Source organism: Paenibacillus sp. RC21, from assembly GCF_044907935.1.
Classification (GTDB): domain Bacteria; phylum Bacillota; class Bacilli; order Paenibacillales; family Paenibacillaceae; genus Paenibacillus; species Paenibacillus terrae_A.
In genome coordinates this window covers 174432-197879 of the sequence record NZ_JBIYCS010000009.1, presented here as the reverse complement: position 1 = coordinate 197879, position 23448 = coordinate 174432, and the positions used below count along the sequence as shown (strand labels likewise).

Here is a 23448-nt window from a genome sequence, read left to right as displayed (position 1 = left end):
TCAAATCACCCGCTTCGCTGGTGCCGCAAGGGTCCATACTTTATGTGAAGGGCAGGGGAAGTTCAAGGGCTAAGATCAAGATCCAAGAACAAGAGCATAAGAGCCAAGGGCAAGGATTTTTCATATAGAAATGGGCGTATTAGGAAATAAGGTTGGATTTTTTGGGTTTAATGTGTTACGCTTACTTTCCTTTTTTTGTGTCGGAGCAAATGAATGGGATACAGAAATCGAGACTTGATATTCTTAGGAGGTAACTGAAATGGAGAACGGGTTTCAAAGTGCCTATCAAGAAGAACAGCACAGGCTGTCGCTTGCTATGGAAGAAATTGATCGCAGATTGGAACGGCTTCGCAATACGCCGGTGTACACGGGACATGATTTTACGGAGCAGGTGCTGGAATCCGGGCGGGAGGAAAAACGCCAGGCTTTGGCAAAAAGTGCGCAGGAGCCTTATTTTGGACGCATGGATTTTGACGAACGTGGCAGGGGACAGCGTAAGCCGCTCTACATCGGCAAAATCGGAGTGGAGCGCGAGGAAGCGTCTGCGTATCCGCTTGTGATTGATTGGCGCGCGCCGATTGCCAGCTTGTTTTATTCTTTTACAGGCGGTGAAGAAACCGCGTCCTACGAGGCTCCAGAGGGAACGATTGAGGGCTTGGTGTATCTAAAGCGCAACGTTGTCATTCGTAAAAGAATACTGGAACGGGTAGCTGATACGTATAATCGTGAAAGCGACGAGCCTGCGGTTTCCGATGAATTTCTCGTCTATCGTCTGGGAGAGAACAAGGATAATCGATTGCGGGATATCGTATCTACGATTCAGGCAGAGCAGGATCAAATCATTCGTGCCGCTAAAAATACAGCCCTCGTCATTCAAGGGGTAGCGGGTAGTGGCAAGACAACGGTAGCGCTGCATCGTCTCGCATTTTTGCTGTATCAATACAAGGAGCAAGTATCTGCGGACAAGATGGTTATTTTTGCACCGAATCATATGTTTCTCGATTATATTTCAGATGTACTTCCAGAGCTGGGGGTCGGAAATATTCAGCAAAGTACATTTGCGGACTGGGCGCTTCATTTGTTGGGTCTGGATTTACCTATAGCTGATCCTGCTGAAACGTTGGCTTATTGGTTTGAGAGCGGCAGCCTCAGAACGGAATCTATGGATGAGGCGCCGGGACGATTCAAAGGTTCGATTCACTTCATGAAACTGCTTCAAGCTTTTGTGGAGCGGCTGGAGCCTGTTTCGGTGCCGGAGGGTGATTTTTCACCATGGGATGGGGCGGTGCTTCCGCGAGCCGAGATTTTGAACTGGTTCAATGAGGAATACAAGCCCTATCCGCTCGCGAAGCGAAAAGAACGTGTGCTTGCAAGAGTCCATCGCTGGATTGAAATGGAGCTGAAAAAGTCGCCCTCGTCGGCTGCGCTCAAGGAACGCAAGAAAAAAGCGGGACCCCGGGAAAAGGCATATGCTAAAAAATGGCCCCAATACGACGCGCTGACGCTTTACAAGCAGCTTTTTCAGGCAGCAAAAGGATTACCCGCAGACACGGCTGCGGAGTTGAAGGCTTCTTTGCCTGCTGCTATTTTTAAGACCACACAGTCGGACCTGCGTAAACAGATTATCCGCGAAGAGGATCTTACTGCGTTGGTATATCTTCACGTGCTGATTCATGAGGTAGAATCGTCTCAACGTTTTGACCATGTAGTCATTGATGAAGCGCAGGATTTTTCACCTTTTCATATCGCACTATTGGATTTGTTCGTTAAAGGGCATTCATTCACGATATTGGGTGATCTGTCGCAGGGTATTCACGAATACCGTGGCGTACATGCCTGGGAAGAAATGAGTTCTCTTTTTGCGCCGGAACATACGGGGTATTTTGCACTTACCCGAAGCTACAGATCTACGCTGGAGATTATAGAGTTTGCAAATACGATTTTGGAGCAGGGGGTTCGCGGCGGCATTGCGGCCGTTCCGGTATTCCGTAGCGGCGATCCGGTGCGTACACTGCCATACGGTACATCGGGGCGTGAACAGAGTTTGCTGACCGCTCTGCAAGAGCTTTCTTCCAAGGAATATCGCACTGTATCTGTGCTGACGCGTACCTTGAAGGAGGCAGTGGAGCTGCATGAGGCTTTTACGAATGCAGGATTAGATGTGAATCTGATTGACGGCGGTAAAAAGCAATACGAAGGCGGATTGTCCGTTCTACCTGTGTACCTGTCCAAAGGGCTGGAGTTCGACGCAGTCATTATAGTGGATGCCGACCGAGAACATTATGGAGAGCTGGCATGGGATGCCAAGCTGCTGTATGTGGGCTGTACCCGTGCGCTGCATGAGCTGTGGCTGTTACATGAGGGTACTCTTCCAAGTTATGTACAGGAACAGGTGAAGTAAGGAAAGGACATTTTAAATTAGCGCTTGAGTTGATGTTTAAGTAACTGCTTAAGCTACCATAATGGTGAACATCATGGGAGTCATATCAGCAATAAGAACAGCCGCGAAATTCATCTTTCGTTCGGCTGTTCTTTCTTTTACTTGCCAGGTTGCAGGTATGTAAATATATAGCTATGCCGTGACCGTGCTATCTGCAACTTGTCTGTGGGTATGGTAGAATAAAAGGCGGTTCATACCGTTTTTAGGATGATAGATCGCTTGAATTTTCAGGTTTTTCAACTGCATGGGCGAACGCAATGCAAATGGACCCGCAGGGGTAGAGTGTTCTCTCATATCACCATAAGGAAGTGAATGAAATGGACTTATTTTCATATTCCCAGGATTCGACGCCAAGCAATCGACTGCTTGCTGACCGACTGCGTCCGACTTCGCTGGACGAATATATTGGACAGGAGCATGTCGTCGGTCCGGGCAAGCTGCTGCGAAGAGCTATAGAGGCAGATCAGGTTTCTTCCATACTCCTGTACGGGCCGCCGGGATGTGGCAAGACGACGCTGGCGCATATCATTTCACAACACACGCAAGGCGAATTTGTCCGCTTGAATGCAGTGGAAGCGTCAGTGAAGGACGTGAGGGAAGTCATTGACCGCGCACAAACGAATAAATCTATGTATGGCAAAAAAACGATCCTGTTTCTCGATGAGGTACATCGTTTCAACAGCTCGCGTCAGGATGCATTGTTGCCTGCGGTGGAAAAGGGCACAATCGTGTTTATCGGCGCCACCACCGAAAACCCTTTTCACTATGTAAACGGTGCCTTGCTGAGCCGTTCTACATTGTTTCAGCTCGAATCGCTGACGCAGGAGCATTCGCTGGCAGCCATGCGCCGTGCCTTGGGTGATGCGGACAAGGGGCTCGGCTATATGCAGCTTCAGGTGGACGAAGCTGCGCTGGATCACATCGCGTCCATGGCGAACGGCGATATCCGCCGCGCCTTGAACGCGCTGGAACTGGCGGCGCTCACGACGCCTCCGCTGGCAGACGGCACGATTCACGTGACGTTAGAAGTCGCGGAGGAATCCATTCGCCGCCCGATTGTCAAGGCAGACGAGTCCACGCAGTATGACGTGCTGTCCGCCTTTCACAAAAGCATTCGCGGCTCTAGCGACGCGGCGCTGTTCTGGTTTCTGTACGCTGTGGAGAAGCTCGGCATGGACCCGATGACCTTTCTCCGCCGTCTTATCGCAGCGAGCAGCGAGGATATTGGCCTGGCAAATCCGCAGGCGATGGTGCAGGCAGTGAGTGCGCTTGAAGCCTATCGCAATAACGGCTGGCCGGAGGCCAAGCTGAACATCGCGCAGGCTATTTTGTTCGCCGTGGAGAGTCCGAAATCGAATGCTGTATATACGGCGATTTCACGGGCCATGTCGGCTATGGACGACATCAAATCTGCTGAGGTGCCGCTGCATTTGCGAGATGCACATTACAAAGGCTCGGAGAAGCTCGGTCATGTCGGTTATCAATATCCGCACAATTATCCGAACCATTATGTGAAACAGCAATATTTGCCTGATTCGATAACAGACCGGACCTTTTACCAGGCTACAGAGCAGGGGAATGAGTCGAAAATCAGACAAAACCAGCAGTGGCGGGATTCACAGTCGTAAAATATATGTAGCAGACGGATATACGTAGTGTGTAAGATCAGGTTCAGCCGAGCCGCTGTTATGGTTACACCATGAATACTGCAAGAGTGAAGAAGGGGATATAAAGATGAAAGACGTGCTATTCGTCGGGGCAGGTGGAGCACTCGGAACCTCTGCCCGTTACGGCGTACAAACATTGCTGCCTGCGGCAGGGGCCGATTTTCCACTTGGCGTACTGTTCATTAATTGGATCGGCTGTCTGTTTCTCGGCTGGTTCTTTACGGTAACTTTGCGGTCGTGGCGGATCAAGCCTCGCTGGCGACTTGCCATCGGAACAGGTTTTACTGGGGGCTTTACAACCTTTTCCACCTTTGCAGTGGATGCCGTGCGTCTGACGGTTCATGATCGTGCGCTTACGGCTGTGTTGTATCTGTTGCTCAGTGTATGTGGAGGTCTGTTTTTGACATGGACTGGTATTCGTCTGGGCACGAAAATGACGCAAGTTGCCCCCAAGGAGGACAACTTATGATCTGGTGGGCGGCGGCAGGTGGAATGGTCGGTACATTGGCGAGATACGGGCTTGGCATGTGGGTTGGAAAAAGGTTTGGCACCGCATTTCCGGGGGGAACGTGGATCATTAACATCAGTGGTTCATTGCTGCTCGGCTGGCTGTACGGCGAATTTACGCAGCATAATCTGTCTCCTGTACTCTGGATGCTGCTGGGAACAGGCTTTTGTGGTGGCTATACCACCTTTTCAACATTCGGGTATGAATCTCTCCAACTGATCGAACGTAGAGAATATCGGCGTACGGCTGTCTATGTGCTGTCTTCCGTGGTGGTAGGAGTAACGGCGGCGGCGGCTGGATATATGATTAGTTGAACTTTATAAGTCTCCAAAATAGTCTGTAAAACGCAAAAAAAGCCTCCAAATCCCTCACGCGGCATTTTCAGCCATGAGTAAGGCTTTGAAAGCTTTTTTTATTTGATATGTTAACAAACACATGATAGAGTACTTGCGCCTGCGAAGCTATTTTTTATCCCGTTCTTTATACAGCTCAGGCAAAAGGGATTCCAGTTCCGGTCTTGGTTCAGGATCGGACAGCTTCATCTCCTCCAGCGTTTGGACGGCAATGCGCAGCACAGTATAATCCCTGTACCAACGGTTATCCGAAGGAACGACATACCACGGAGCCTGCTTGGTTGCGCTTAGCTCCAGCACGTCCTCATAATATTGGGTATATTGCTTCCAAAATTTACGTTCCTGCAAATCACTTGGATCAAGTTTCCAGTTTTTATGCGGCTTTTCAATTCGGTCGATCAGCTTTTCCAACTGGAATTGCTTTGAAATATGTAAAAAGATTTTGACGACCTTTACACCGTTATCCAGCAGCAGTTGTTCAAAATGTTTGATGTGTTTAATATTTCGTTTGGCCTGCTTGTCGGATACCTGACCGTGAACACGTGTAATCAGTACATCCTCATAATAAGAGCGGTTGAATGCCGCGATATATCCCCGCCCCGGAGTTACGCTGTGGGCACGCCACAGGAAGTCGTGACTTAATTCTTCGGCTGTAGGCGATTTAAAACTGTGGACAGTCACCCCCGCCGGATTGAGGTTGGAAAATACTTGCTTGATGACGCCATCTTTTCCGCTGCAATCCATACCCTGAAATACAAACAAAACGGCTTGTTTTTTCTCCGTAAATAATTTGCTTTGTAGTTCCGCGAAGCGTTCCTTCAATTGATCTGTTTCCTGCTGAATTTCTTCTTTATTTTTGATATCCTTCGTATCCTTGGGGTTCCATTCTTTTAAAGAAACTTTTTTACCCGGTGTCAGCATTCCTAATGAATCAGACATAAAAGGCACGCTCCTTTTCAATTGAAGTATGATATCTTGTCTACATCATATACCCAAATGGGGGTGTTATCAAAAATTCCTTATGTATCTTTGCTTTTCTTGGTCTAAACGGCTACATTTTCGACTTTCTGGTCACGCTTTTGGTCACAGAGTTTTTCTTCAATTTCTAGTGGATCAGATACTTCTTTTTACTCAGTAAATTATTCTATCTTTCTTTTCATCAGCCTTGTAATTGTGTTTGGGAAAACTTGCTTTCCAAATATTTGTGCAACAGACTAATTCAATATCTACATACATTTCTCCAGCTAATTCTTTTTCCATAAAGACTCTTTCATGTTGCTTCTGCAACATTTCAATTACTTCGTCTGATATATCAATCGAACATTGAGATTTCCAAATATGGCCTGATTTTTACGATTGAAGTATTTTGATGAACGATTTGACATGGTAAAGACTTACTCTTGCTGAGATAGGTAGACTTGAGTACTCTTTTCCATATCATTAATTAGAAGTAAGCGATCTAAACCCGAAATTTTTATGAAGCCTTGAGCTTCAAAAAGCGTATATTGAGCCTGAAGCAGAGCTATAAACTTACATTTCAAGTAGGAATAAAGAATCAAATTGATGTCGAATTATGAAATATTTTGTTTAAATGGTAGATTGTTGTAACAATAGACTGTATATTAATAGTGGAAATGTCCAAATAAAAGGGAGGATTGAGTTGAAAACAAAATAAAATAAAATCTCAATGACTCTAGTTGTAGTGTCTTTAATACTGGTGGATGCGTTTGGACTTAGTAGTGAGTGTAGCAAGTGCTGCCAATGATTTAGTGGTTTTCTGTTACGTCAGGAATGATAATAAGATTTCCAAATTTCCTAAAAGGGGTGCTAACCTTGAAAAAACTATTAGCTTCCAAGAAAAAGCTTTTTTCCATGGTCGGAATATTATCTATTGCCGTGATTTCTATTAGTTCCACTTCTTTTGCAACTAGCTTTACCGGAGGGAGAAGCTCAGCCAATTTTAATGCATATTATGATTCCTCTGTTTCTACGAATGGCTATACCAGTGCCTATGATACCGCACGTTCTGATTGGAGCGCTGCGTCTGGATCAGTAAACATCGGTAAAACGACATCGACGAGTGGAACTCCAGACAAATATTATGTTGGTTCTACAGCTACTTCTGGTTTATTGGGAGTAACGACTCCTTATAACACATCTGGTGGTGTAGCAGGTGTAAGCGATAGATGGGCATTTGCTACTGTGGCAATTTATCATAATCAGATGGAGGCTTTCGGTATGAATTCCGCACAAAAAACCTCCAACGCAACCCATGAGATTGGCCATACGTTATCTCAAGCGCATCCATCAACTTCTAGTAGCTCTGTTATGAAACAAGGTATTCAGTCTATCGGTGTTCAAGCATATGACAAGCAATCCTTAATTGCCAAGTGGGGAAACTAATTAGCGTAATAACTAATTTAGGGAAGGGGCACTATTATGACTTTTAATAAAAAAATAAAGTTGGGTATTTCTGTATTAGCGGTAGGGGGACTGATTGCTTCAGGGAGTCTTTTTTTTACATCCACGAATGCTTCTCCAAAATTTTCAGAATTAAATACTCCAAAAATCTCGTTAGAAGCTTCTTATATTGAATACGGAACGGCAGACGAGTTGGACTCCAATGCAGAACTTATTGTGATAGGGACTCCTTTACAGGGTTTTGACGATCGTCAACATATCGTTACGAGCTTTGATGATGGCACTATTCAAGACTTTTACACACTTACTAATGTAAAAATTGACAAGGTAATTAAGTCACCCGAAGGTGTAGCACTGAACGCAGAAGAACCTTTGTCTATAGTCGAACCGATTTCTTATATTAAAGATGCTGGGGGCAAGAAAAAAATAGCTTATGAGGATTATACTGAATTGAAGCAAAATGAAAAAAGTATTATTTTTCTCAAGAAAAATACACAAGGACAGTATAGCGTAATCAATATGGATCTCGGAAAGTTTGCTATTGAACCTTCTTCTCAATCCCCTAGTATTTCGGGGGAAAAACAAGATTCAAAAGAACAATTCCGAAAATCAGTATTGGAAAAATATGATTTGAAATAAATTCAAAAAAAGGTCTGTTCTTTATTTAAACAAAAGAACAGACCTTTTTAGCTAATCTTTAATTCTCTCAAGTAATTTATTTATCGAATTTGTGGAGTTGACTGATATCTTGTACGCAGTATGAGTATCGTCCTTATTCACATACATAGCATTGTTGGTTGGATCGTTATTGTTAATCCATAAATAATAAGAATCTTTTGTTCCATCTTTTTGGAATGTAACTTCGTAATTTGGAGAATCCGTATTAACTATACCTGATAACTTTTCTGATTCCTTAATTGCATTGATAAATATCATAGTGTCCGAAGTATCATTAAATGTAGCAATTACATCTTTTTTTGTTTGTTGTTGCAGTGTTGCGTCCTTCTGTAGTTTGTAGACTATTATTTTCTCCTGCCCCTTCCCGCTTTGAGAAATAACTATTTTTTCAGCGTTAGAGCTACAAGCTGTTATTAACAACAACACGATAATCAAAAACAATATTCCATTCTTCCGCATAATAGAACAAATCCCCTTTCTGAATTTTACTCTATAGACGATCCGAATTGGTGAAATGTTTCAGTTTAAAGAATAATTTTGTTGTAATGTATAAAAATAGATAATAGTGTGGGAAGAATTTTGACCGACCTCGCTATCAGGCAATGCGGTTAATGATTCGTGAGGGTGATTTTGGAAGGCTTCTTGAGGATCAATTCCTAAGTATGCTTGCTTACGTAGCTGCACAGGAAAGGTTGAAAAATAAACAACGACAAAGTGAAGGAATAGAGGTAGCCAAAGCAGCAGGGGTGAAATTTGGTCGTCCTAAGCAGGAGATCACGCCTGATTTGTTAGGGTACTCCTTCATCTAATCATACAAGTACGACAACGAATCCACATCCGGCTAAAGGTGAACCTAACTCATCTATTGATATTCTGGATAAAAATACAGGTGAGATAAAAACAAGAAGATATTATGATGAGAATGGAAGAGCTGTACACGATGTAGACTATACGAATCATGGAAATTCAAAGCAGCATCCAGAGTGGCCTCATGAACAAGTTACTATAAGAATGATAGCTATTGGATTAGCCAGAATGAAGAAGAGTACTTTCTTACTCGTGAAAGAGACAGTTTTTCGCAGTCGTTTGAATCAGCAAGAGAGTTGTTTGCTAATGGGAAGATTGCCGACAAGACTATTTTAGAATTGTGGGATAACATAGTGATTTGAAAAAAGTACAATTTCAGCTTGCCCCTTAACAATAAAAAGGGGCGAGCTTTTTTACATAGTTGGCCTATCTGAATAAAGGGGGATTTAATTTGCATACACCTTATTATGGATACTCTTCAGCTAATGGTAATTCGATATGACTAGAATGAAAAGTAGTGAACGAAAAGCATTGATACAATAAGGTTTTTTGAGGTTTAATGAGACTAGATGAGAAGCTTATTGATATCTTGTCTACATAATATACCCAAATGGAGAAAAGAGCATCTTTTCATAAAAAAAGCGTCCCCCCCATAGATAGAAGAGACGCCTCCTGTTTAAGCATTTATGCCAACATCAAACGGGGATTACTTTAAACCGTTTCAGGCTGGAGCTTTTCAACCTTGTCAATGGTTCCGCCGCCCAGACACCGTTCACCATCGTAAAATACGACGGCTTGTCCAGGGGTAATGGCTTTTTGATGTACGTCGAATGCGACGTGTACGGTTCCATCCTCAAGCCATTGTAAAGTCACTTGCTGGTCAGGCTGGCGATAACGGAACTTGGCTGCGCAACGGAATTCGCCGGACGGACGCGTATCCGCGCCTTCAATCCAGTTCACGTCGGTTGCAATTAGACTGGTGGAATACAAGCTGTGGTGACGGTCGCCCTGTACCACATACAAAATGTTCCGCTCCAGATCCTTGTCGGCTACGAACCACGGTTCGCCTGAACCGGAGCCGCCTATGCCCAAGCCTTGCCGTTGGCCGAGTGTATAGTACATCAGACCATCATGGCGTCCTTTGACTTCACCTGTAGCGATATCCACCATGTCTCCGCCTTTAGCAGGCAGATACCCGCTCAAAAACTCCTTGAAATTACGCTCGCCGATGAAGCATACGCCAGTGCTGTCCTTCTTCTTGGCCGTATACAATCCTGCGGCTTCCGCAATTTTGCGGACCTCCGGTTTCGGCAAATGACCAATGGGGAACATAGTCCGAGACAATTGTTTTTGGCTCAATGCATTTAGGAAGTAGGTCTGATCCTTGTTGCTGTCCACGCCCCGCAGCAAGGTGAAACGGCCGTCTTCTTCCACAACCCGAGCGTAATGTCCTGTAGCGACATAATCCGCGCCCAAATCCAGCGCTTTATTGAGAAATTCGCCGAATTTAATTTCACGGTTGCACATGACATCCGGGTTTGGAGTACGTCCAGCCTTATATTCATCAAGAAAATACGAGAATACCTTATCGAAGTATTCTTTTTCAAAATTGACGGTATAGTAAGGAATGTCGATCTGCTCACAGACACGGCGTACATCCTCCGCATCCTCCTCAGCCGTACAACGGCCAAATTCATCCGTGTCATCCCAGTTTTTCATGAAGATGCCGATTACGTCATAGCCCTGCTCCTTCAGTAGCAGCGCGGTAACGGATGAGTCGACGCCCCCGGACATGCCGACGACGACACGGGTTTCATGATTGGCTTTAGCCATGGTCATCACCCAATTCTCTCAATATTGTTGTAGAACCCTCCTATTATAACATAAACGATAATAAGTTACGATGGATGGACGATCCAACGACACAGAGAACGATGGGAGAAAGTTCTATAAAATGGGCCAAAGCCGTTTCAAATGGCCCGAAAACAACTTTTTTTAAGATTGTTACCGTAATATTTCCCTTTACCTGCCCTAATATGTTAACATAAGCTGAGGGTTAAGATCGGAATAGAGAGGTTTATAACACCAGTTATTCCGCGTGTTTAACGGAATTGTTACTATAAGTGAGGTGGCACAATTGAAAATATCAACAAAAGGCCGCTACGGCCTGACGATTATGATGGAACTTGCAGCCAGGTTTGGCGAAGGCCCGACGTCTTTGAAAAGTATAGCCGAGAAAAATCAGCTCTCCGAGCATTATCTGGAGCAGCTTATTGCGCCTTTGCGCAATGCAGGTTTGGTAAAAAGTATCCGTGGTGCTTACGGCGGTTATATTCTGGCGGGTGAACCGGCAGGGGTAACGGCAGGAGACATTATTCGTGTATTGGAGGGTCCGATTTCTCCAGTAGATTTCACTGAAGAGGATGATCCGGCGAAGCGTCAGCTATGGCTACGGATTCGTGACAGTATTGCAGAAGTACTGGATTCCACTACGCTCAAGGACTTGATCACATACCAGGAACATGATGAATTGGATAACTACATGTTTTACATTTGAGGTGAATCGACATGAACAGAATTTATCTGGATCATGCCGCATCGACTCCTATGCATCCTGAGGTTGCGCAGACTATGATGGACATCATGACCGGCCAATTCGGTAACGCTTCAAGCGTTCATGCCTTTGGCCGGGATGCCAAGCGCACCGTCAGCGCTGCACGGGATGCCGTTGCGGCCTCTTTGGGCTGCAAGCCCGAAGAAATCATATTTACAAGCGGAGGGACAGAAAGCGATAATCTGGCCCTGTTCGGGACGGCTACGGCAGATGGCCGCACTTCCGGCCATATCATTACGACAACCATTGAGCATCATGCGGTGCTTCATGCTTGCGCTGAACTCAAAAAAGCGGGATATGAAGTGACCTATGTGCCAGTCAACAGCTTTGGGCGCGTCAATCCAGCCGATATAGAGGCTGCGATCCGGCCGAATACTTTTTTGATCAGCATGATGTATGCCAACAATGAGGTAGGCGTAATTCAGCCGATCCATGAAGTGGGACAGATTGCGGGAGAACATGGCATTGTATTCCATGTAGATGCGGTTCAAGCTTACGGTCATATACAGATAAACTGCCAGAGCCTTCCGGTTGATTTGTTTAGCGTATCCGGTCATAAGATTAACGGCCCGCAAGGCGTTGGAGCTTTGTATATCCGTCAGGGTACACGTATCCAACCTTTGATGCACGGGGGACTTCAGGAGAAGAAACGCCGTGCTGGTACGGAAAACGTTGCCGGGATTGCAGGTTTGGCTAAAGCAGCAACTCTTGCCAACACCTCTATAGAGGAACGCTGGGCGCACGATATGACTCTTCGTCAAACTCTGCTGAAAGCGCTGGAAGACACTTTGGGCAAAGACGCTTTTGTGATCAACGGCGATCCTGAGCATTCTTTACCGAATGTTCTGAATCTAAGCTTCCCGGATATCGGTACGGAGACCATGCTGATGAATCTGGATATGGAAGGAATTGCAGCGGCCAGCGGTTCAGCTTGTACTTCCGGGTCTTTGGAATTGTCGCATGTGTTGCAGGCGATGGATCTTCCTGAAGATGTTTTGAATTCAGCGATTCGCTTTAGCTTCGGTTTGGGTAATACTACGGAGGAAATGGAATACACGGCCAAGAAAATTGAAACCATATGGAAGCGGCTACGTACTAGGTACTAGGGATTTCTCCGCACTTTAATAAGAAGGGAGGGGCGGTTTTCCATTTCATGGCATGAACGGAACCAAGGTCTGACACGCATGAAGGAAAGGACCGCACCTCCGTTCGGATTGCAGAATGAGGAGGTACCCTATTATGAAGCTTCAGGATATGATCGGACTTGCCGTTTTCGACGTAGAGGACGGGAAGCAGATCGGTAAACTACAAGATTTTATGGTGACGGCTGATTGGAAAATTACAGGGATCGAGTTGGAGGGCAAAGGCCTTTTTTCATCTCAAGTGAAAATGGTGGCTTGGGATGACATCGTTGCTTATGGCGAAGATGCGATTATGATTCGCAATCAGCAAGCTGTCCGTAAAACGGAAGCCAACGATATTCAACTTACGTATTTGCTTGGACCCGGTAAATTGAAGGATTTATCCGTGCTTACAGAGGAAGGACTTATGCTCGGACACATTTCGGATGTTTATTTTGACCAGGGAATGGGCAATAACATAATAGGCTTGGAAATCAGCGATGGTTTTGTATCGGATATTATAGAAGGGCGGAAATGGCTGCCCTGCACCGAAGAAATGTCCATCGGGGAGAATGCCGTTATGGTGCCCCCGTTAAGCGAGCAGCGTTTGGAAAAAGCCATATATTCTGTTAATGGATAGGGTGAGTTTATTGAGATGTCCGAATTGTAATTCCAAAGATATCGGCAAAATCGGCTCCCATCAATTTTATTGCTGGGGATGCTTCATCGAACTTCAAGTGAATGGTGAAAAAATGTCCGTCTACCAAGTGGAAGAGGATGGAACGCTCAGTTCGCTGGACGACCTGTTCTTTGGAGATGAAATGGCACAACAGGATCTGCCCCAGATCCACGCTTCTTCCTAAGTTTAAAACTGAAGCGGGGACAGGCTGTCCATCTATATGAGATGTGACTATACTGTTCAGCAGATGAACGGATCATAGTTTGGACCATGCTTGATGAATAACGAAGAGGGTGACTCCCGATGGCTGTAATAGCCTGGGGGTCACCCTCTTTTTCATGTAGATTCCTGTCTGGATGTATAGCATGCTGTTTATCTGTTTTTTTGGGCAGAAGTGTTTTACAGCTTAAAGCGTTTAACCTCTTCCAGCAGCAGGTCTGCGTGCGAGTCAAGTTTGGCGGAAAGCTGGGCAATATTGTTCATGGAATGCCCTTGCTCCTGCACGGAGGAAGCCACTTCCTCGGTGGAAGCTGCGCTTTGCTCAGAAACGGCGACCACGCTGGAAATGACATCGGAAATATGTCCAGCGTTTGTACGGAGATGGTCAGCCGCAGCGGATACGTCCTCAATCTGGGTAAGCATATGCTGAGAAGCTCCCCGTATGGACTCGAACGCCTGTCTCGTAGCGGTAGCCGCATGCTCCTGTTCTACTGTTACAGCGAGAGCCTTCTTCATTTCCTCTGCGCTCCGCAGTCCCGCAACCTTGATTTCCTCCAGCTTGTGCATAATGCTGTCACTGGAGCTTCCTGCTTGTTCAGCCAGCTTGCGTACTTCCCCGGCAACGACGGCAAAGCCGCGTCCGTGTTCCCCGGCACGAGCTGCTTCAATGGAAGCATTTAGCGCCAGCAGATTGGTTTGGGCTGCGATATTATGAATGGCCCCAGCCAGCCGTTCAATATCCTGTGTTTTCAACGTGAGCGAGTCTACAGCTTCACCTACAGCGGTTGTTGTTTGTCTGGACTCGGCTGCAAGCTTCGCTTGACGCTCCGCTGTTTCGTACCCAGCCAGCACGGCAGAGTCTGTTTCCAGCACGGCGGTTTGGGTTCGCTTGACACTTTGGCCGATTTGGTCGATGGAGCCCGTCATATGCGATAGCTTTTCAGAGCCGGAATATACAGCCTCGGCCTGATCACTTGCTCCTTGGGCAAGCTCCTGAACGGCACTGGAGATTTGTGATGCAATGGTCCCGGTATCCTTGGCGTGCTGGTGCATGTCATGAGAAGCTGAGCTGACCTCGCCAGCCGTATCTGCCACTTTGCGCAGTAAGTGAGAAAGATTATCCGACATGATATTAAAATCCGTACCCAAGCTGGCAATTTCATCTTTGCCCTTAATATCCACACGTGCTGTCATATCCCCTTCAGCAATCCGCTTGACGTTCGCTTGAAGCCTCCGAATCGGCTTGATAAAGCTGTTCGCCGCCCAGACCGCCAAAAGCATGGCAACAACGAAAATAATAGCTACAGTAATCAACAGTTGGTTACGAGTGGAGTAGTACTCCTGAAAAGCAATATCTTTTGAGATAGACAAGCCTACAATCCAGCCTGTGCTGGGCATTTTCTTAAAATAAAGCTGGCGATCACTACCATTGTAGTTGTAGTCGGATTTTCCCGAAGGGGCACTGAGCAGAGTGTCCGTTGATGAACCCAACTCGGGCGTATCCTTGAGATTTTTACCAGCCAGCTTGCTGTCCGGATGCGCGACGACAACTCCATTCTGGTCAATCAGAAATGCGTAGCCTAATCCGTTCAGGTTTATGTTCTTAATGATTTTTGTCATGTCGTTTAACATAATATCTTCACTGATCACCCCAGTGATAGAGCCATTGGAGTCCTTGAGAGGCTTTGCAATGGAAATGGTGAAGTCCTGGCTTCCTGCATCAATGTACGGTGAGGAATAATACAATTCCCCCTTGGTTTTGGCATCCTTGTACCACGGACGTGTGCGAGGATCGTAGCCCGCATCAGACCAGCCGGAGCCATCCCAGTAGGTTCCATCCTCAAATCCTGCATAAATGTTAGCGATACTTTGATCCTTATAGTTTTGAAAGGCCGCCTTTAGAGAAGCTATTTTGGCATCTGGTGGAATATTGCCGGATTCCAGACCTGCAGCTAATGTCTCGATAATTTTGGCATTGCCGCTTGTCCATCCGTCGAGCTGATTGACGGTTTCGGTGGCTTTACTGTTCATAAGCTCTTGTATGTCACGGTTGGCCTGATTTTTAATGCTTGTCATGCTAATGACGGACAAAGGCCCAGCTGCAACGATAACAATACAGGTGAAAAGGAGAATAAGCTTCATTTTTAAGTTCATGTAACGACCCCCGATGATTCAGAAATGTGAAAGCTCAAATAGTTCTTTGTACTTATATCGTCAGATAGAATGACTTTGTTAATCATTTTCAATTGTTTTCATTCTTTCTTCATAATCATTATTTAAGGCGCCTCTACAGTTATGGGAAGGATTAAAGTAAAGGTACAGGCATATACTTAGAAGAGGCTAGTCCGGTAAGGGGGCACGATATGGAGCAATTAACGAAAAGCAGGCTGTTCCGATACGGAATATGGACACTGCTGGGACTTGTCATTCTATATTTTATCTGGCTGCTTCGGCCTTTGTTTTTGCATCTGTATGATTTTCTAAAAACAATTATTGCGCCATTTGCGGTGGCGATGATTATTTCCTATGTGCTTAATCCTGTGGTCAATATGCTGGGCGGACGCAAGGTACCTCGAAGCGTAGCCGTCCTGCTCATTTATGCTGTATTTTTGGGCAGCCTCGTCGTTATTCTGATGCACCTGATTCCGATGTTTATTGATCAACTGGATGAACTGAATGAGCATCTGCCTGAGCTGACCATGCATGCACAGGGATTAATGACGAATATGGATGGAAGTATTTTACCCCAAGGGGTACGCTCAGGTATGAATCAGTGGTTTTTTCAACTCGAAAATCGGATGGCTACAGGGATTGCTGCTTTTATGGACAACATCGGCGGGATGATCAATATGTTGTTCAATGTGTTCATTGTGCCGTTTCTCATTTTTTATATTTTAAAGGATTTCGATGTGTTTGAACGGGCTATTGTGTCTTATCTCCCGCGATCCCGCCGCAAGGCTATTGTAACGGTGCTCAAGGAAATTGATCAGGCGCTCGGTAACTATGTGCGCGGACAACTGCTGGTGTGCGTCATTATCGGGGTGATGGCCTATATCGGATATATGCTGATTGGGATGCCTTATGCGCTGCTGCTGGCAGGAGTGGTGGCTGTATTCAATATCGTGCCGTATTTAGGCCCGTTTTTGGGGGCTGCTCCGGCGGTCGTAATGGCTTCTACGGTTTCTTTTAAAATGGTATTGCTGGTCGTAGTCGTCAACACCTGTATTCAAGTGTTGGAAAGTAACGTCATTTCTCCCCAGGTGGTTGGACGAACCTTGCATTTGCATCCGATTGCCATCATTTTCGCACTGCTGGTGGGCGGGGAAATAGCGGGAATAACCGGGTTAATTTTAGCGGTTCCGGTGATGGCGGTCTTGAAGGTGGCGCTTCAGCATTTTTTTGCTTATTACGTGAAGCGCAAAACGATCTGATTTCGTTCATATCCCCGTCTGAAATCGCGTTGACACGGCTAAATGACACGGATATACTGAATTGAGTATGTTTAAATGTGTTTATCCAGTAGGGAAAGCTCATTTCGGAGTGCGGGCTGAACCCGCCGGGATGCTCCCGTTACCAGTGAAAACAAGGCGATCGCTCGTCCGTTAATCAGATGTTGGGTGCGCAGCTTGCGCATGTAGCATTTCGTACAGAGGGGACGACGATAACCAGGGTGGTACCGCGATACAATCGTCCCTGATCCGTTCAGGGGCGTTTTTCTGTTTTTTATGGCCTGTGCCAAGTACAAGTGACACCATAATTAGGAGGCTACTTATATGAAAGCTAGTGAAATCCGCTCCAAATGGCTGGAGTTTTTTGAAAGCAAGGGACATGTGATTGAACCAAGCGCACCGCTTGTTCCGCATAAAGATCCTTCCCTGCTGTGGATTAATGCAGGGATGGCACCGCTTAAGCCTTATTTTGATGGACGTGTGAAGCCTGAGAATCCGCGTATCGCCAATTCGCAAAAATGTATTCGCACGAATGACATTGAAAATGTCGGCAAAACGCGCCGGCACCACACTTTTTTCGAAATGCTCGGTAATTTTTCGATTGGCGACTATTTTAAGGAAGAAGTTATTGTATGGGCGTGGGAGTTTCTGACTGATCCGAAGTGGATCGGCTTTGACCCGGAGCGTCTGGCTGTAACCGTGTATCCTGAGGATGAAGAGGCGTACAAGCTGTGGAACGAAAAGGTAGGGCTTCCTGCTGAACGTATTATCAAACTGGAAGATAACTTCTGGGATATCGGCGAAGGCCCTTGCGGACCTTGTACGGAAATTTTTTATGATCGCGGCGAAGCTTATGGCAGCGACATGACGGACCCTGAAATGTATCCGGGCGGGGAAAACGAGCGTTATCTGGAAGTATGGAACCTCGTATTCTCACAATTCAACCATAACAAGGATGGTAGCTATACGCCGCTTCCGAACAAGAATATTGATACAGGCGCGGGATTGGAGCGTTTTGCATCCATTTTGCAAAATGTGGATTCCAACTTCGATACGGATATTTTCCAACCTATTATTCAGAAAACAGCCGCTATGGCAGGAGTCAAATATAACGAAAATGTGGACAGCGATGTGGCTCTCAAAGTGATTGCTGACCATGTCCGCACCGTAGCTTTTGCGATTGGTGACGGTGTACTGCCTTCCAACGAAGGCCGTGGTTATGTTATCCGTCGTTTGCTGCGCCGTGCTGTGCGTTACGGAAAAATGCTGGGTATGAACCGTCCATTTATGTTTGAACTGGTGGAAACGGTGGGGGATGTCATGGGCGTGTACTACCCTGAGGTGGTGGACAAGCGTGATTTCATCATCAAGGTGATCAAAACAGAAGAGGAACGCTTCCACGAGACACTGACAGACGGATTGGCTATTTTGGCTGATATCAGTGCTCAGGCGAAAGCGGAAGGTCGCAATGTCATCAGTGGAGCAGACGCCTTCAAACTGTATGACACGTACGGCTTCCCATTTGACCTCACAGAGGATTATGCGGATGAGCAGGGTTTGAAAGTAGACCGTGAGGGTTTTGATGAAGCGATGCAGGAGCAACGGCAACGTGCGCGTGACGCTCATCAGGACAATGCCAGCATGAAGATTCAGGGTGGACCCCTGTCTGACTTGGCGGTTAAAAGCGATTTTGTTGGATATAATGACCTCGTAACCGAATCCAAAATTGTGGCTATTGTATATGAAGATGTGCTAGTGGATAGTGTTAGTGAAGGACAGACTTGTCAGGTTGTGCTGGACGTGACTCCTTTTTATGCTGAAAGCGGCGGACAGGTAAGTGACCATGGCTTGCTGCGCGGAGGTACGGTAACGGCGAAGGTCGAAGGACTGTTCAAGGCGCCTCAAGGCCAGCATGTACATCAGGTCGTCGTGGAAGCCGGTGAGCTGAACGTTGGCGATACGGTGAAAGCGGAAGTGGAACAAGCATCCCGTGGTGAAATCGAAAAAAATCATACGGCTACGCATTTGCTTCACAAAGCGCTTAAGGAAGTGCTGGGCGACCATGTCAATCAGGCAGGTTCACTGGTGGAGCCTGGGCGTCTGCGTTTTGACTTCTCCCATTTTGGAAGCATAACGCCGGAAGAACTGGCGGATATTGAGTTGCGTGTAAATCGCGCTATTTGGAGCCAGCTGGATGTAAATATTGAACTGAAACCGATTGATGAAGCCAAGGCTCTCGGAGCGATGGCGCTGTTCGGTGAAAAATATGGAGATATCGTACGTGTCGTCAAGGTAGGCGATTACAGCATTGAGCTGTGCGGCGGCTGTCATGTGAGCAACACCTCACAAATCGGACTGTTCAAGCTTGTCAGCGAGAGCGGCATCGGATCGGGTGTTCGCCGGATTGAAGCGGTGACTGGACGCTTTGGCTTTGAATATATGGAAGGCCAGTTGGAACTGCTAAAAGTATCGGCAGGTCTGGTGAAATCCAAGCTGTCCGAGGTGCCAAAACGCATCGAATCCTTGCAACAGCAAATTAAGGACCTCAGTCGTGAAAATGAATCGCTGCAAAGCAAGCTGAGTGTTATTGAAGCGGGCCAATTGACCGATCAGGTCGTGCAAGCTGGCGGAGTACAGCTGTTGGCTGCACGTGTACAGGCTTCCAGTATGGATGCGCTGCGTGCGATTGCTGATGAGCTGAAAGGCAAGCTTCCAGCTGCTGTGCTGGTACTTGGGGCTGCAATGGATGACAAAGTCAATTTTGTCGTAGCTGTACCGGCAGAGCATACCAAGGCTGGGCTTCATGCAGGCAAGCTTGTGAAGGAAATTGCTGCAGTATGCGGCGGCGGAGGCGGCGGACGTCCGGATATGGCGCAAGCCGGAGGCAAGGATGCCAGCAAGCTGGACGAAGCGCTCGTGCGTGCCCGTGAATTGGTAGTGGCGGCTACTCAAGGATAAAGTTCGATAATTTTTGCGGAATTTTGGAAAAAACCGGACTTAGACATTTCCTTGAAGGGCTCTGCTTATGGTATGATGTATAAGAATAAGCTGGCATAAACATGTACACATGTTTTGTGGAAGCGAGGTGTCAACAGTGGATTCCATGGACAAAACGGTCAAATTTAATGTCAAGGCGGATGAGAAGGAAGCTTCTGCTCAGGAGATTTTGTTGACCGTATATGATGCTTTGGTGGAAAAAGAATACAATCCGATCAATCAAATTGTCGGGTATTTGTTGTCAGGTGATCCGGCTTATGTGCCACGGCATAATAATGCCAGAAGCCTGGTACGCAAAAAAGAACGCGATGAACTGATTGAAGAGCTGGTTCGTTTCTATCTGGCCAAGCACCGTTAGGAGACAGGCATGAAAGTAATGGGATTGGATTACGGGGACCGCCGAATCGGGGTCGCCGTAAGTGATGCCTTCGGCTGGACCGCCCAAGGATTGGAAGTCATAGAACGACGCGGTGACGACAGCGAGTTCGGTAAAATTGCAAATCTGGTACGTGACAATGAGGTCGGCGAGGTTGTAGTAGGCTTGCCGAAAAACATGAACGGTACCGTGGGTCCACGCGGTGAGATTTGCATTGAGTTTGCAAACCGACTCAAGGAGTTACTGGGTTTACCCGTTCACCTTTGGGATGAACGGCTGACGACGCGTTCGGCAGAGCGCACGCTCCTGGAGGCCGACGTCAGCCGAAAAAAACGCAAGCAGGTGGTAGACAAACTGGCCGCAAGCCTGATCTTGCAAAACTATTTGGACGCACACAGTACAAGGTGAGGGGGATTTCGTAATGGCTGAAAATCAAGTGGGTATGGAAGAAGAGCCGGAAATTATTTACATTGCCGATGACGAGGGCAACGAGGAAGAGTTCGAGGTCATTATGAAGTTTGAGGTAGACGGTTCCGAAGCGAAGTACATGATGGTTGCGCCAGTGGACCCTGAAGCCGACGAGTCCGATGTGTACGCCTTCCGTTACGAGGAAGAAGGCGATGATATTAAATTGTTTGTGATCCAAGACGATGCCGAATGGGAAATCGTTGAAGAGACCTTTAATACATTTGTGGAAGAAGAGGACGAGGAAGACGGGAAATGACGAACTATTCACGTGAAGACCTGAGCTGGACCTCTGATTTGAAGGAAGCGTTCGGCGGCGATGTAGAGCTACAGGATGAACAGGGCCGTGCAATACGCATGGAACTGGAAGCAGAGTTCAAGGTAGGAGAGCAACGGTACGCCGTATTGCGCAAGCCCGGAACTGCTGAAGGCGAGCATGAGCTGTATCATGTGAGCCCATCCCCGGAAGGCGATATTTCCATCACCACGATTGAGGATGACGATGAGTGGGAAGATATTTCCGAGCTGTATGATGAATGCACACTGCCGGAAGAGCTGTAAGGTCTGGATAACGAGGAGATCAAACCTGAAAGGGCGGACCAGTCCGCCCTTTTTGGCTGTGAAGGAGTTGGGTGGAAGTGAAGCGAAGGATGACGTTGGTTACGTTGCTTCTATTGATTGTGATCATAGCAGGCGGAGCAACTCTCTATATTTGGAATGCCATGCAGCCTGTTCAGGCGAAAACGCAGCCGGTTGTATTTACAATAGTGAAGGGAACGGGCACGTCCGCTATAGCTGATACACTGGAGCAAAAGGGACTCATACGTAATGCGCTCGTGTTTAAGGCTTACCTTAAATTCAAACAGCAAGGAAGCGCATTTCAGGCCGGAAAATATGAGGTTCAGCCCGGTGCTACCTTCGATCAGCTGATTGCCAAGCTCTCGGCAGGGGACGTTGTGAAAGAGGAAATGATCCGTTTTACGATACCGGAAGGATTTACGATCAGACAGATGGCTGATAAGCTGCAAAAGGAAGGACTGGCGGACCAGAAGCAATTTTTGCAGCTGGCCAACGATCCGTCCGCTTTTGACGTCGCACTGGTGCGTGACATTCCAAAGCAGGCGGGGCTTCGCTATGCGCTGGAAGGCTATCTTTTCCCGGAAACCTATGAGCTGAAAAAGGGCAGTACGACCAAAGATATTATACAGGCGATGCTGGAACAGACGCAAAAACGTCTGGAGACCGTTCCTGATGTGGACGCCAAGCTGAAACAGCGGGGGGAAACGCGGCATCAACTGCTGACCGTTGCTTCTCTGGTGGAGCGCGAGGTCGTTGTAGATAATGAACGGCCTGTCGTTGCTGGCGTTATTTATAACCGGCTCAAGCAGGATAAGAAGCTGGAAATTGACGCTACCGTTCAATATATGCTGGACAAGCAAAAGGAACGGCTGTACTACAAGGATTTGGCTGTAGAAAGCCCATATAATACGTATTTGCATCAGGGACTTCCACCGGGGCCGATTGCAAGCCCCAGCCTGAAATCAGTGGTGGCAGCTTTGCAGCCGGATGCTACGGATTATTTATTTTATGTGACCAAAAAAGACGGAACGCACAGACATTTGTTTGCCAAGACATATAAAGAACATTTGCATAATATTCAGGTAAGCAACCGTAAGACAAATTAGGAGGTGAGCCTATGGCTTACAAACCCGAACTATTGGTAACTGCCAGTTCTCCGGAGGATGCCCGTCAAATGCTGGAGGCTGGAGCGAGCGCATTGCTTATTGGAGATGACCGCTTTGGGATGCGATTACCGGGACATTTTACACCGGACCAAATCCGTGAGGTTGTGGAAGAAGCTCGAAAGCATACGGCCCAGGTATATGTATCCATGACCAACTTGATGACGAACGAGCTATTGCCGTTCCTTTCCGAATACGTACAGACACTTGCCGGATGCGGTGTAGATGCCATTGAGTTTAATGATCCGGCCGTATTAATGGCGGTAAAGGAATATGCCCCTCATTTGAAGTTGTTCTGGAACGGTGAAATGATTTCCACCAACTTCGCAACCGCCAACTATTGGGGAGAGAAGGGGGCTTCGCGCGTCATTTTGGCCCGTGAGCTGAGTATGGACGAAATTACGGAAATGGTGCCAAAGTTGAACATGGAGGCGCAGGTTCAGGTGCATGGCATGACTAATATTTATCATTCCAAGCGCAAGCTTGTACAAAGCTATATGCTGCATCAGGGACGCACGGTGGAAGGTGATCTGGGCAGAGAGCGCGGCTTGTTTTTGATCGAAGCAGAGCGGCAGGAAGAGAAGTTTCCGATTTATGAGGATATCAACGGAACGCATATTATGAGTTCGGATGATTTTTGCATTATGGAGGACCTGCATATTCTGATGGAAGCAGGCGTGCATAGCTTTAAGATTGAGGGCTTGTTGAAGCCTGCGGCTTATAACGCGGCGGTCGTTCGTGCTTATCGCAAAGCGATGGATACTTTTACAGCTGATCCGGACGCTTATGCTTATGATGAAAGCTGGCTGGATGAGGTTCGCCGTCTTCAAGATCCTGAACGGGAACTGTCCTTCGGATTTTTCTATAAAGAACAGGTTTATTAATTTGAAAAAGAGTACACAGAGGGGGGAA

Annotated in this window: 25 protein-coding genes and 1 pseudogene; 19 read left to right on the top strand and 7 right to left on the bottom strand. The window is 46.8% G+C overall.

Features of this window, described 5'->3' with window-relative positions:
* The first annotated feature begins 259 nt into the window (after window positions 1-259).
* Window positions 260-2401, top strand: coding sequence for a HelD family protein (locus tag ABIA61_RS23185; protein ID WP_404581318.1), 2142 nt, complete (start codon window positions 260-262; stop codon window positions 2399-2401).
* A gap of 171 nt (window positions 2402-2572) precedes the next feature.
* On the opposite strand, the gene ABIA61_RS23180 is transcribed toward ABIA61_RS23185, so the two are convergent.
* Complete coding sequence (locus ABIA61_RS23180; protein ID WP_404559652.1) at window positions 2573-2734, bottom strand: hypothetical protein; 162 nt, start codon at window positions 2732-2734, stop codon at window positions 2573-2575.
* Window positions 2735-2757: 23 nt separating this feature from the next.
* On the opposite strand from ABIA61_RS23180, the gene ABIA61_RS23175 reads away from it, so the two are divergent.
* The 3 genes from ABIA61_RS23175 (at window position 2758) to crcB (ABIA61_RS23165) (ending at window position 4929) form a co-directional block, all read left to right on the top strand.
* Window positions 2758-4068, top strand: a complete 1311-nt coding sequence (locus ABIA61_RS23175) for a replication-associated recombination protein A (protein WP_404521012.1) — start codon at window positions 2758-2760, stop codon at window positions 4066-4068.
* 106 nt (window positions 4069-4174) lie between these two features.
* A complete protein-coding gene (gene crcB / locus ABIA61_RS23170; RefSeq protein ID WP_404521011.1) occupies window positions 4175-4576 on the top strand; it encodes a fluoride efflux transporter CrcB in 402 nt (133 codons plus the stop codon).
* On the top strand, window positions 4573-4929 hold the full coding sequence (crcB, locus tag ABIA61_RS23165) for a fluoride efflux transporter CrcB (protein WP_404521010.1): 357 nt from the start codon (window positions 4573-4575) through the stop codon (window positions 4927-4929). Before crcB (ABIA61_RS23170) ends, crcB (ABIA61_RS23165) begins: the two co-directional genes overlap by 4 nt.
* A gap of 147 nt (window positions 4930-5076) precedes the next feature.
* Here crcB (ABIA61_RS23165) and ABIA61_RS23160 read toward each other — a convergent pair whose 3' ends face one another.
* Both ABIA61_RS23160 and ABIA61_RS23155 read right to left on the bottom strand, forming a co-directional pair.
* Window positions 5077-5907 (bottom strand): PPK2 family polyphosphate kinase, encoded by an 831-nt coding sequence (locus ABIA61_RS23160; protein ID WP_404521009.1) that lies wholly within the window; start codon window positions 5905-5907, stop codon window positions 5077-5079.
* Between the two features lie 192 nt (window positions 5908-6099).
* Window positions 6100-6258 carry a hypothetical protein gene (locus ABIA61_RS23155; protein WP_404581317.1) on the bottom strand — a complete coding sequence of 53 codons (159 nt, stop codon included), beginning with the start codon at window positions 6256-6258 and terminating at the stop codon, window positions 6100-6102.
* A 543-nt stretch (window positions 6259-6801) separates the two neighbouring features.
* On the opposite strand from ABIA61_RS23155, the gene ABIA61_RS23150 reads away from it, so the two are divergent.
* Both ABIA61_RS23150 and ABIA61_RS23145 read left to right on the top strand, forming a co-directional pair.
* Window positions 6802-7371, top strand: coding sequence for a hypothetical protein (locus ABIA61_RS23150; RefSeq protein WP_044648697.1), 570 nt, complete (start codon window positions 6802-6804; stop codon window positions 7369-7371).
* A 36-nt stretch (window positions 7372-7407) separates the two neighbouring features.
* Entirely contained in the window at window positions 7408-8028 is a 621-nt protein-coding gene (locus ABIA61_RS23145; protein WP_404521008.1) for a hypothetical protein, read from the top strand.
* A gap of 51 nt (window positions 8029-8079) precedes the next feature.
* Here the strand turns inward: ABIA61_RS23145 and ABIA61_RS23140 are convergent, their stop codons facing one another.
* Window positions 8080-8526 (bottom strand): YhfM domain-containing protein, encoded by a 447-nt coding sequence (locus tag ABIA61_RS23140; protein WP_283652958.1) that lies wholly within the window; start codon window positions 8524-8526, stop codon window positions 8080-8082.
* Between the two features lie 113 nt (window positions 8527-8639).
* Between ABIA61_RS23140 and ABIA61_RS23135 the strand changes: the two are divergent.
* Window positions 8640-8834 (top strand): annotated as a pseudogene (locus tag ABIA61_RS23135) (recombinase family protein); the annotation flags it as partial.
* A 751-nt stretch (window positions 8835-9585) separates the two neighbouring features.
* Here ABIA61_RS23135 and mnmA read toward each other — a convergent pair.
* Window positions 9586-10713, bottom strand: coding sequence for a tRNA 2-thiouridine(34) synthase MnmA (gene mnmA, locus ABIA61_RS23130; protein ID WP_404581316.1), 1128 nt, complete (start codon window positions 10711-10713; stop codon window positions 9586-9588).
* Between the two features lie 298 nt (window positions 10714-11011).
* Between mnmA and cymR the strand changes: the two genes are divergently transcribed.
* The 4 genes from cymR to ABIA61_RS23110 all read left to right on the top strand — a co-directional run bounded on the left by cymR (window position 11012) and on the right by ABIA61_RS23110 (window position 13472).
* Complete coding sequence (cymR, locus tag ABIA61_RS23125) at window positions 11012-11431, top strand: cysteine metabolism transcriptional regulator CymR (protein WP_014282941.1); 420 nt, start codon at window positions 11012-11014, stop codon at window positions 11429-11431.
* Window positions 11432-11442: 11 nt separating this feature from the next.
* The gene (locus tag ABIA61_RS23120) at window positions 11443-12594 is read left to right on the top strand and encodes a cysteine desulfurase family protein (RefSeq protein WP_404581315.1); all 1152 of its coding nucleotides are present in this window, start codon (window positions 11443-11445) and stop codon (window positions 12592-12594) included.
* Window positions 12595-12727: 133 nt separating this feature from the next.
* Window positions 12728-13249 (top strand): PRC-barrel domain-containing protein, encoded by a 522-nt coding sequence (locus ABIA61_RS23115; RefSeq protein WP_404581314.1) that lies wholly within the window; start codon window positions 12728-12730, stop codon window positions 13247-13249.
* Window positions 13250-13259: 10 nt separating this feature from the next.
* On the top strand, window positions 13260-13472 hold the full coding sequence (locus tag ABIA61_RS23110; protein ID WP_013311529.1) for a hypothetical protein: 213 nt from the start codon (window positions 13260-13262) through the stop codon (window positions 13470-13472).
* Window positions 13473-13687: 215 nt separating this feature from the next.
* On the opposite strand, the gene ABIA61_RS23105 is transcribed toward ABIA61_RS23110, so the two are convergent.
* Window positions 13688-15661 (bottom strand): methyl-accepting chemotaxis protein, encoded by a 1974-nt coding sequence (locus ABIA61_RS23105; protein ID WP_404581313.1) that lies wholly within the window; start codon window positions 15659-15661, stop codon window positions 13688-13690.
* A gap of 209 nt (window positions 15662-15870) precedes the next feature.
* Between ABIA61_RS23105 and ABIA61_RS23100 the strand changes: the two genes are divergently transcribed.
* A complete protein-coding gene (locus ABIA61_RS23100) occupies window positions 15871-16938 on the top strand; it encodes an AI-2E family transporter (RefSeq protein WP_044648689.1) in 1068 nt (355 codons plus the stop codon).
* Window positions 16939-17009: 71 nt separating this feature from the next.
* On the opposite strand, the gene ABIA61_RS23095 is transcribed toward ABIA61_RS23100, so the two are convergent.
* Window positions 17010-17246, bottom strand: a complete 237-nt coding sequence (locus ABIA61_RS23095; RefSeq protein WP_354453357.1) for a hypothetical protein — start codon at window positions 17244-17246, stop codon at window positions 17010-17012.
* Between the two features lie 34 nt (window positions 17247-17280).
* Between ABIA61_RS23095 and alaS the strand changes: the two genes are divergently transcribed.
* The 7 genes from alaS to ABIA61_RS23060 all read left to right on the top strand — a co-directional run bounded on the left by alaS (window position 17281) and on the right by ABIA61_RS23060 (window position 23420).
* The gene (gene alaS / locus ABIA61_RS23090; RefSeq protein ID WP_283652953.1) at window positions 17281-19914 is read left to right on the top strand and encodes an alanine--tRNA ligase; all 2634 of its coding nucleotides are present in this window, start codon (window positions 17281-17283) and stop codon (window positions 19912-19914) included.
* A 136-nt stretch (window positions 19915-20050) separates the two neighbouring features.
* The gene (locus tag ABIA61_RS23085; RefSeq protein WP_007431624.1) at window positions 20051-20311 is read left to right on the top strand and encodes an IreB family regulatory phosphoprotein; all 261 of its coding nucleotides are present in this window, start codon (window positions 20051-20053) and stop codon (window positions 20309-20311) included.
* 9 nt (window positions 20312-20320) lie between these two features.
* The gene (gene ruvX / locus ABIA61_RS23080) at window positions 20321-20737 is read left to right on the top strand and encodes a Holliday junction resolvase RuvX (RefSeq protein WP_014282932.1); all 417 of its coding nucleotides are present in this window, start codon (window positions 20321-20323) and stop codon (window positions 20735-20737) included.
* Window positions 20738-20750: 13 nt separating this feature from the next.
* The gene (locus ABIA61_RS23075; RefSeq protein WP_025682191.1) at window positions 20751-21053 is read left to right on the top strand and encodes a DUF1292 domain-containing protein; all 303 of its coding nucleotides are present in this window, start codon (window positions 20751-20753) and stop codon (window positions 21051-21053) included.
* On the top strand, window positions 21050-21355 hold the full coding sequence (locus ABIA61_RS23070) for a DUF1292 domain-containing protein (RefSeq protein WP_283652952.1): 306 nt from the start codon (window positions 21050-21052) through the stop codon (window positions 21353-21355). The genes ABIA61_RS23075 and ABIA61_RS23070 overlap by 4 nt, the downstream gene beginning before the upstream one ends.
* A gap of 95 nt (window positions 21356-21450) precedes the next feature.
* Window positions 21451-22479: an endolytic transglycosylase MltG gene (mltG, locus tag ABIA61_RS23065; RefSeq protein ID WP_283656313.1), complete on the top strand. Its 1029-nt coding sequence runs from the start codon at window positions 21451-21453 to the stop codon at window positions 22477-22479.
* Window positions 22480-22490: 11 nt separating this feature from the next.
* On the top strand, window positions 22491-23420 hold the full coding sequence (locus tag ABIA61_RS23060; protein ID WP_283652951.1) for a peptidase U32 family protein: 930 nt from the start codon (window positions 22491-22493) through the stop codon (window positions 23418-23420).
* The last annotated feature ends 28 nt before the right edge of the window (window positions 23421-23448 follow it).

Coding starts and splice junctions, on each gene's coding strand:
- ABIA61_RS23185 (WP_404581318.1), top strand. CDS start 260: ATGGAGAACGGGTTTCAAAGTGCCTATCAAGAAGAACAGCACAGGCTG.
- ABIA61_RS23180 (WP_404559652.1), bottom strand. CDS start 2,734: ATGAGAGAACACTCTACCCCTGCGGGTCCATTTGCATTGCGTTCGCCC.
- ABIA61_RS23175 (WP_404521012.1), top strand. CDS start 2,758: ATGGACTTATTTTCATATTCCCAGGATTCGACGCCAAGCAATCGACTG.
- crcB (WP_404521011.1), top strand. CDS start 4,175: ATGAAAGACGTGCTATTCGTCGGGGCAGGTGGAGCACTCGGAACCTCT.
- crcB (WP_404521010.1), top strand. CDS start 4,573: ATGATCTGGTGGGCGGCGGCAGGTGGAATGGTCGGTACATTGGCGAGA.
- ABIA61_RS23160 (WP_404521009.1), bottom strand. CDS start 5,907: ATGTCTGATTCATTAGGAATGCTGACACCGGGTAAAAAAGTTTCTTTA.
- ABIA61_RS23155 (WP_404581317.1), bottom strand. CDS start 6,258: ATGTTGCAGAAGCAACATGAAAGAGTCTTTATGGAAAAAGAATTAGCT.
- ABIA61_RS23145 (WP_404521008.1), top strand. CDS start 7,408: ATGACTTTTAATAAAAAAATAAAGTTGGGTATTTCTGTATTAGCGGTA.
- ABIA61_RS23140 (WP_283652958.1), bottom strand. CDS start 8,526: ATGCGGAAGAATGGAATATTGTTTTTGATTATCGTGTTGTTGTTAATA.
- mnmA (WP_404581316.1), bottom strand. CDS start 10,713: ATGACCATGGCTAAAGCCAATCATGAAACCCGTGTCGTCGTCGGCATG.
- ABIA61_RS23120 (WP_404581315.1), top strand. CDS start 11,443: ATGAACAGAATTTATCTGGATCATGCCGCATCGACTCCTATGCATCCT.
- ABIA61_RS23115 (WP_404581314.1), top strand. CDS start 12,728: ATGAAGCTTCAGGATATGATCGGACTTGCCGTTTTCGACGTAGAGGAC.
- ABIA61_RS23105 (WP_404581313.1), bottom strand. CDS start 15,661: ATGAACTTAAAAATGAAGCTTATTCTCCTTTTCACCTGTATTGTTATC.
- ABIA61_RS23100 (WP_044648689.1), top strand. CDS start 15,871: ATGGAGCAATTAACGAAAAGCAGGCTGTTCCGATACGGAATATGGACA.
- alaS (WP_283652953.1), top strand. CDS start 17,281: ATGAAAGCTAGTGAAATCCGCTCCAAATGGCTGGAGTTTTTTGAAAGC.
- ruvX (WP_014282932.1), top strand. CDS start 20,321: ATGAAAGTAATGGGATTGGATTACGGGGACCGCCGAATCGGGGTCGCC.
- ABIA61_RS23075 (WP_025682191.1), top strand. CDS start 20,751: ATGGCTGAAAATCAAGTGGGTATGGAAGAAGAGCCGGAAATTATTTAC.
- ABIA61_RS23070 (WP_283652952.1), top strand. CDS start 21,050: ATGACGAACTATTCACGTGAAGACCTGAGCTGGACCTCTGATTTGAAG.
- ABIA61_RS23060 (WP_283652951.1), top strand. CDS start 22,491: ATGGCTTACAAACCCGAACTATTGGTAACTGCCAGTTCTCCGGAGGAT.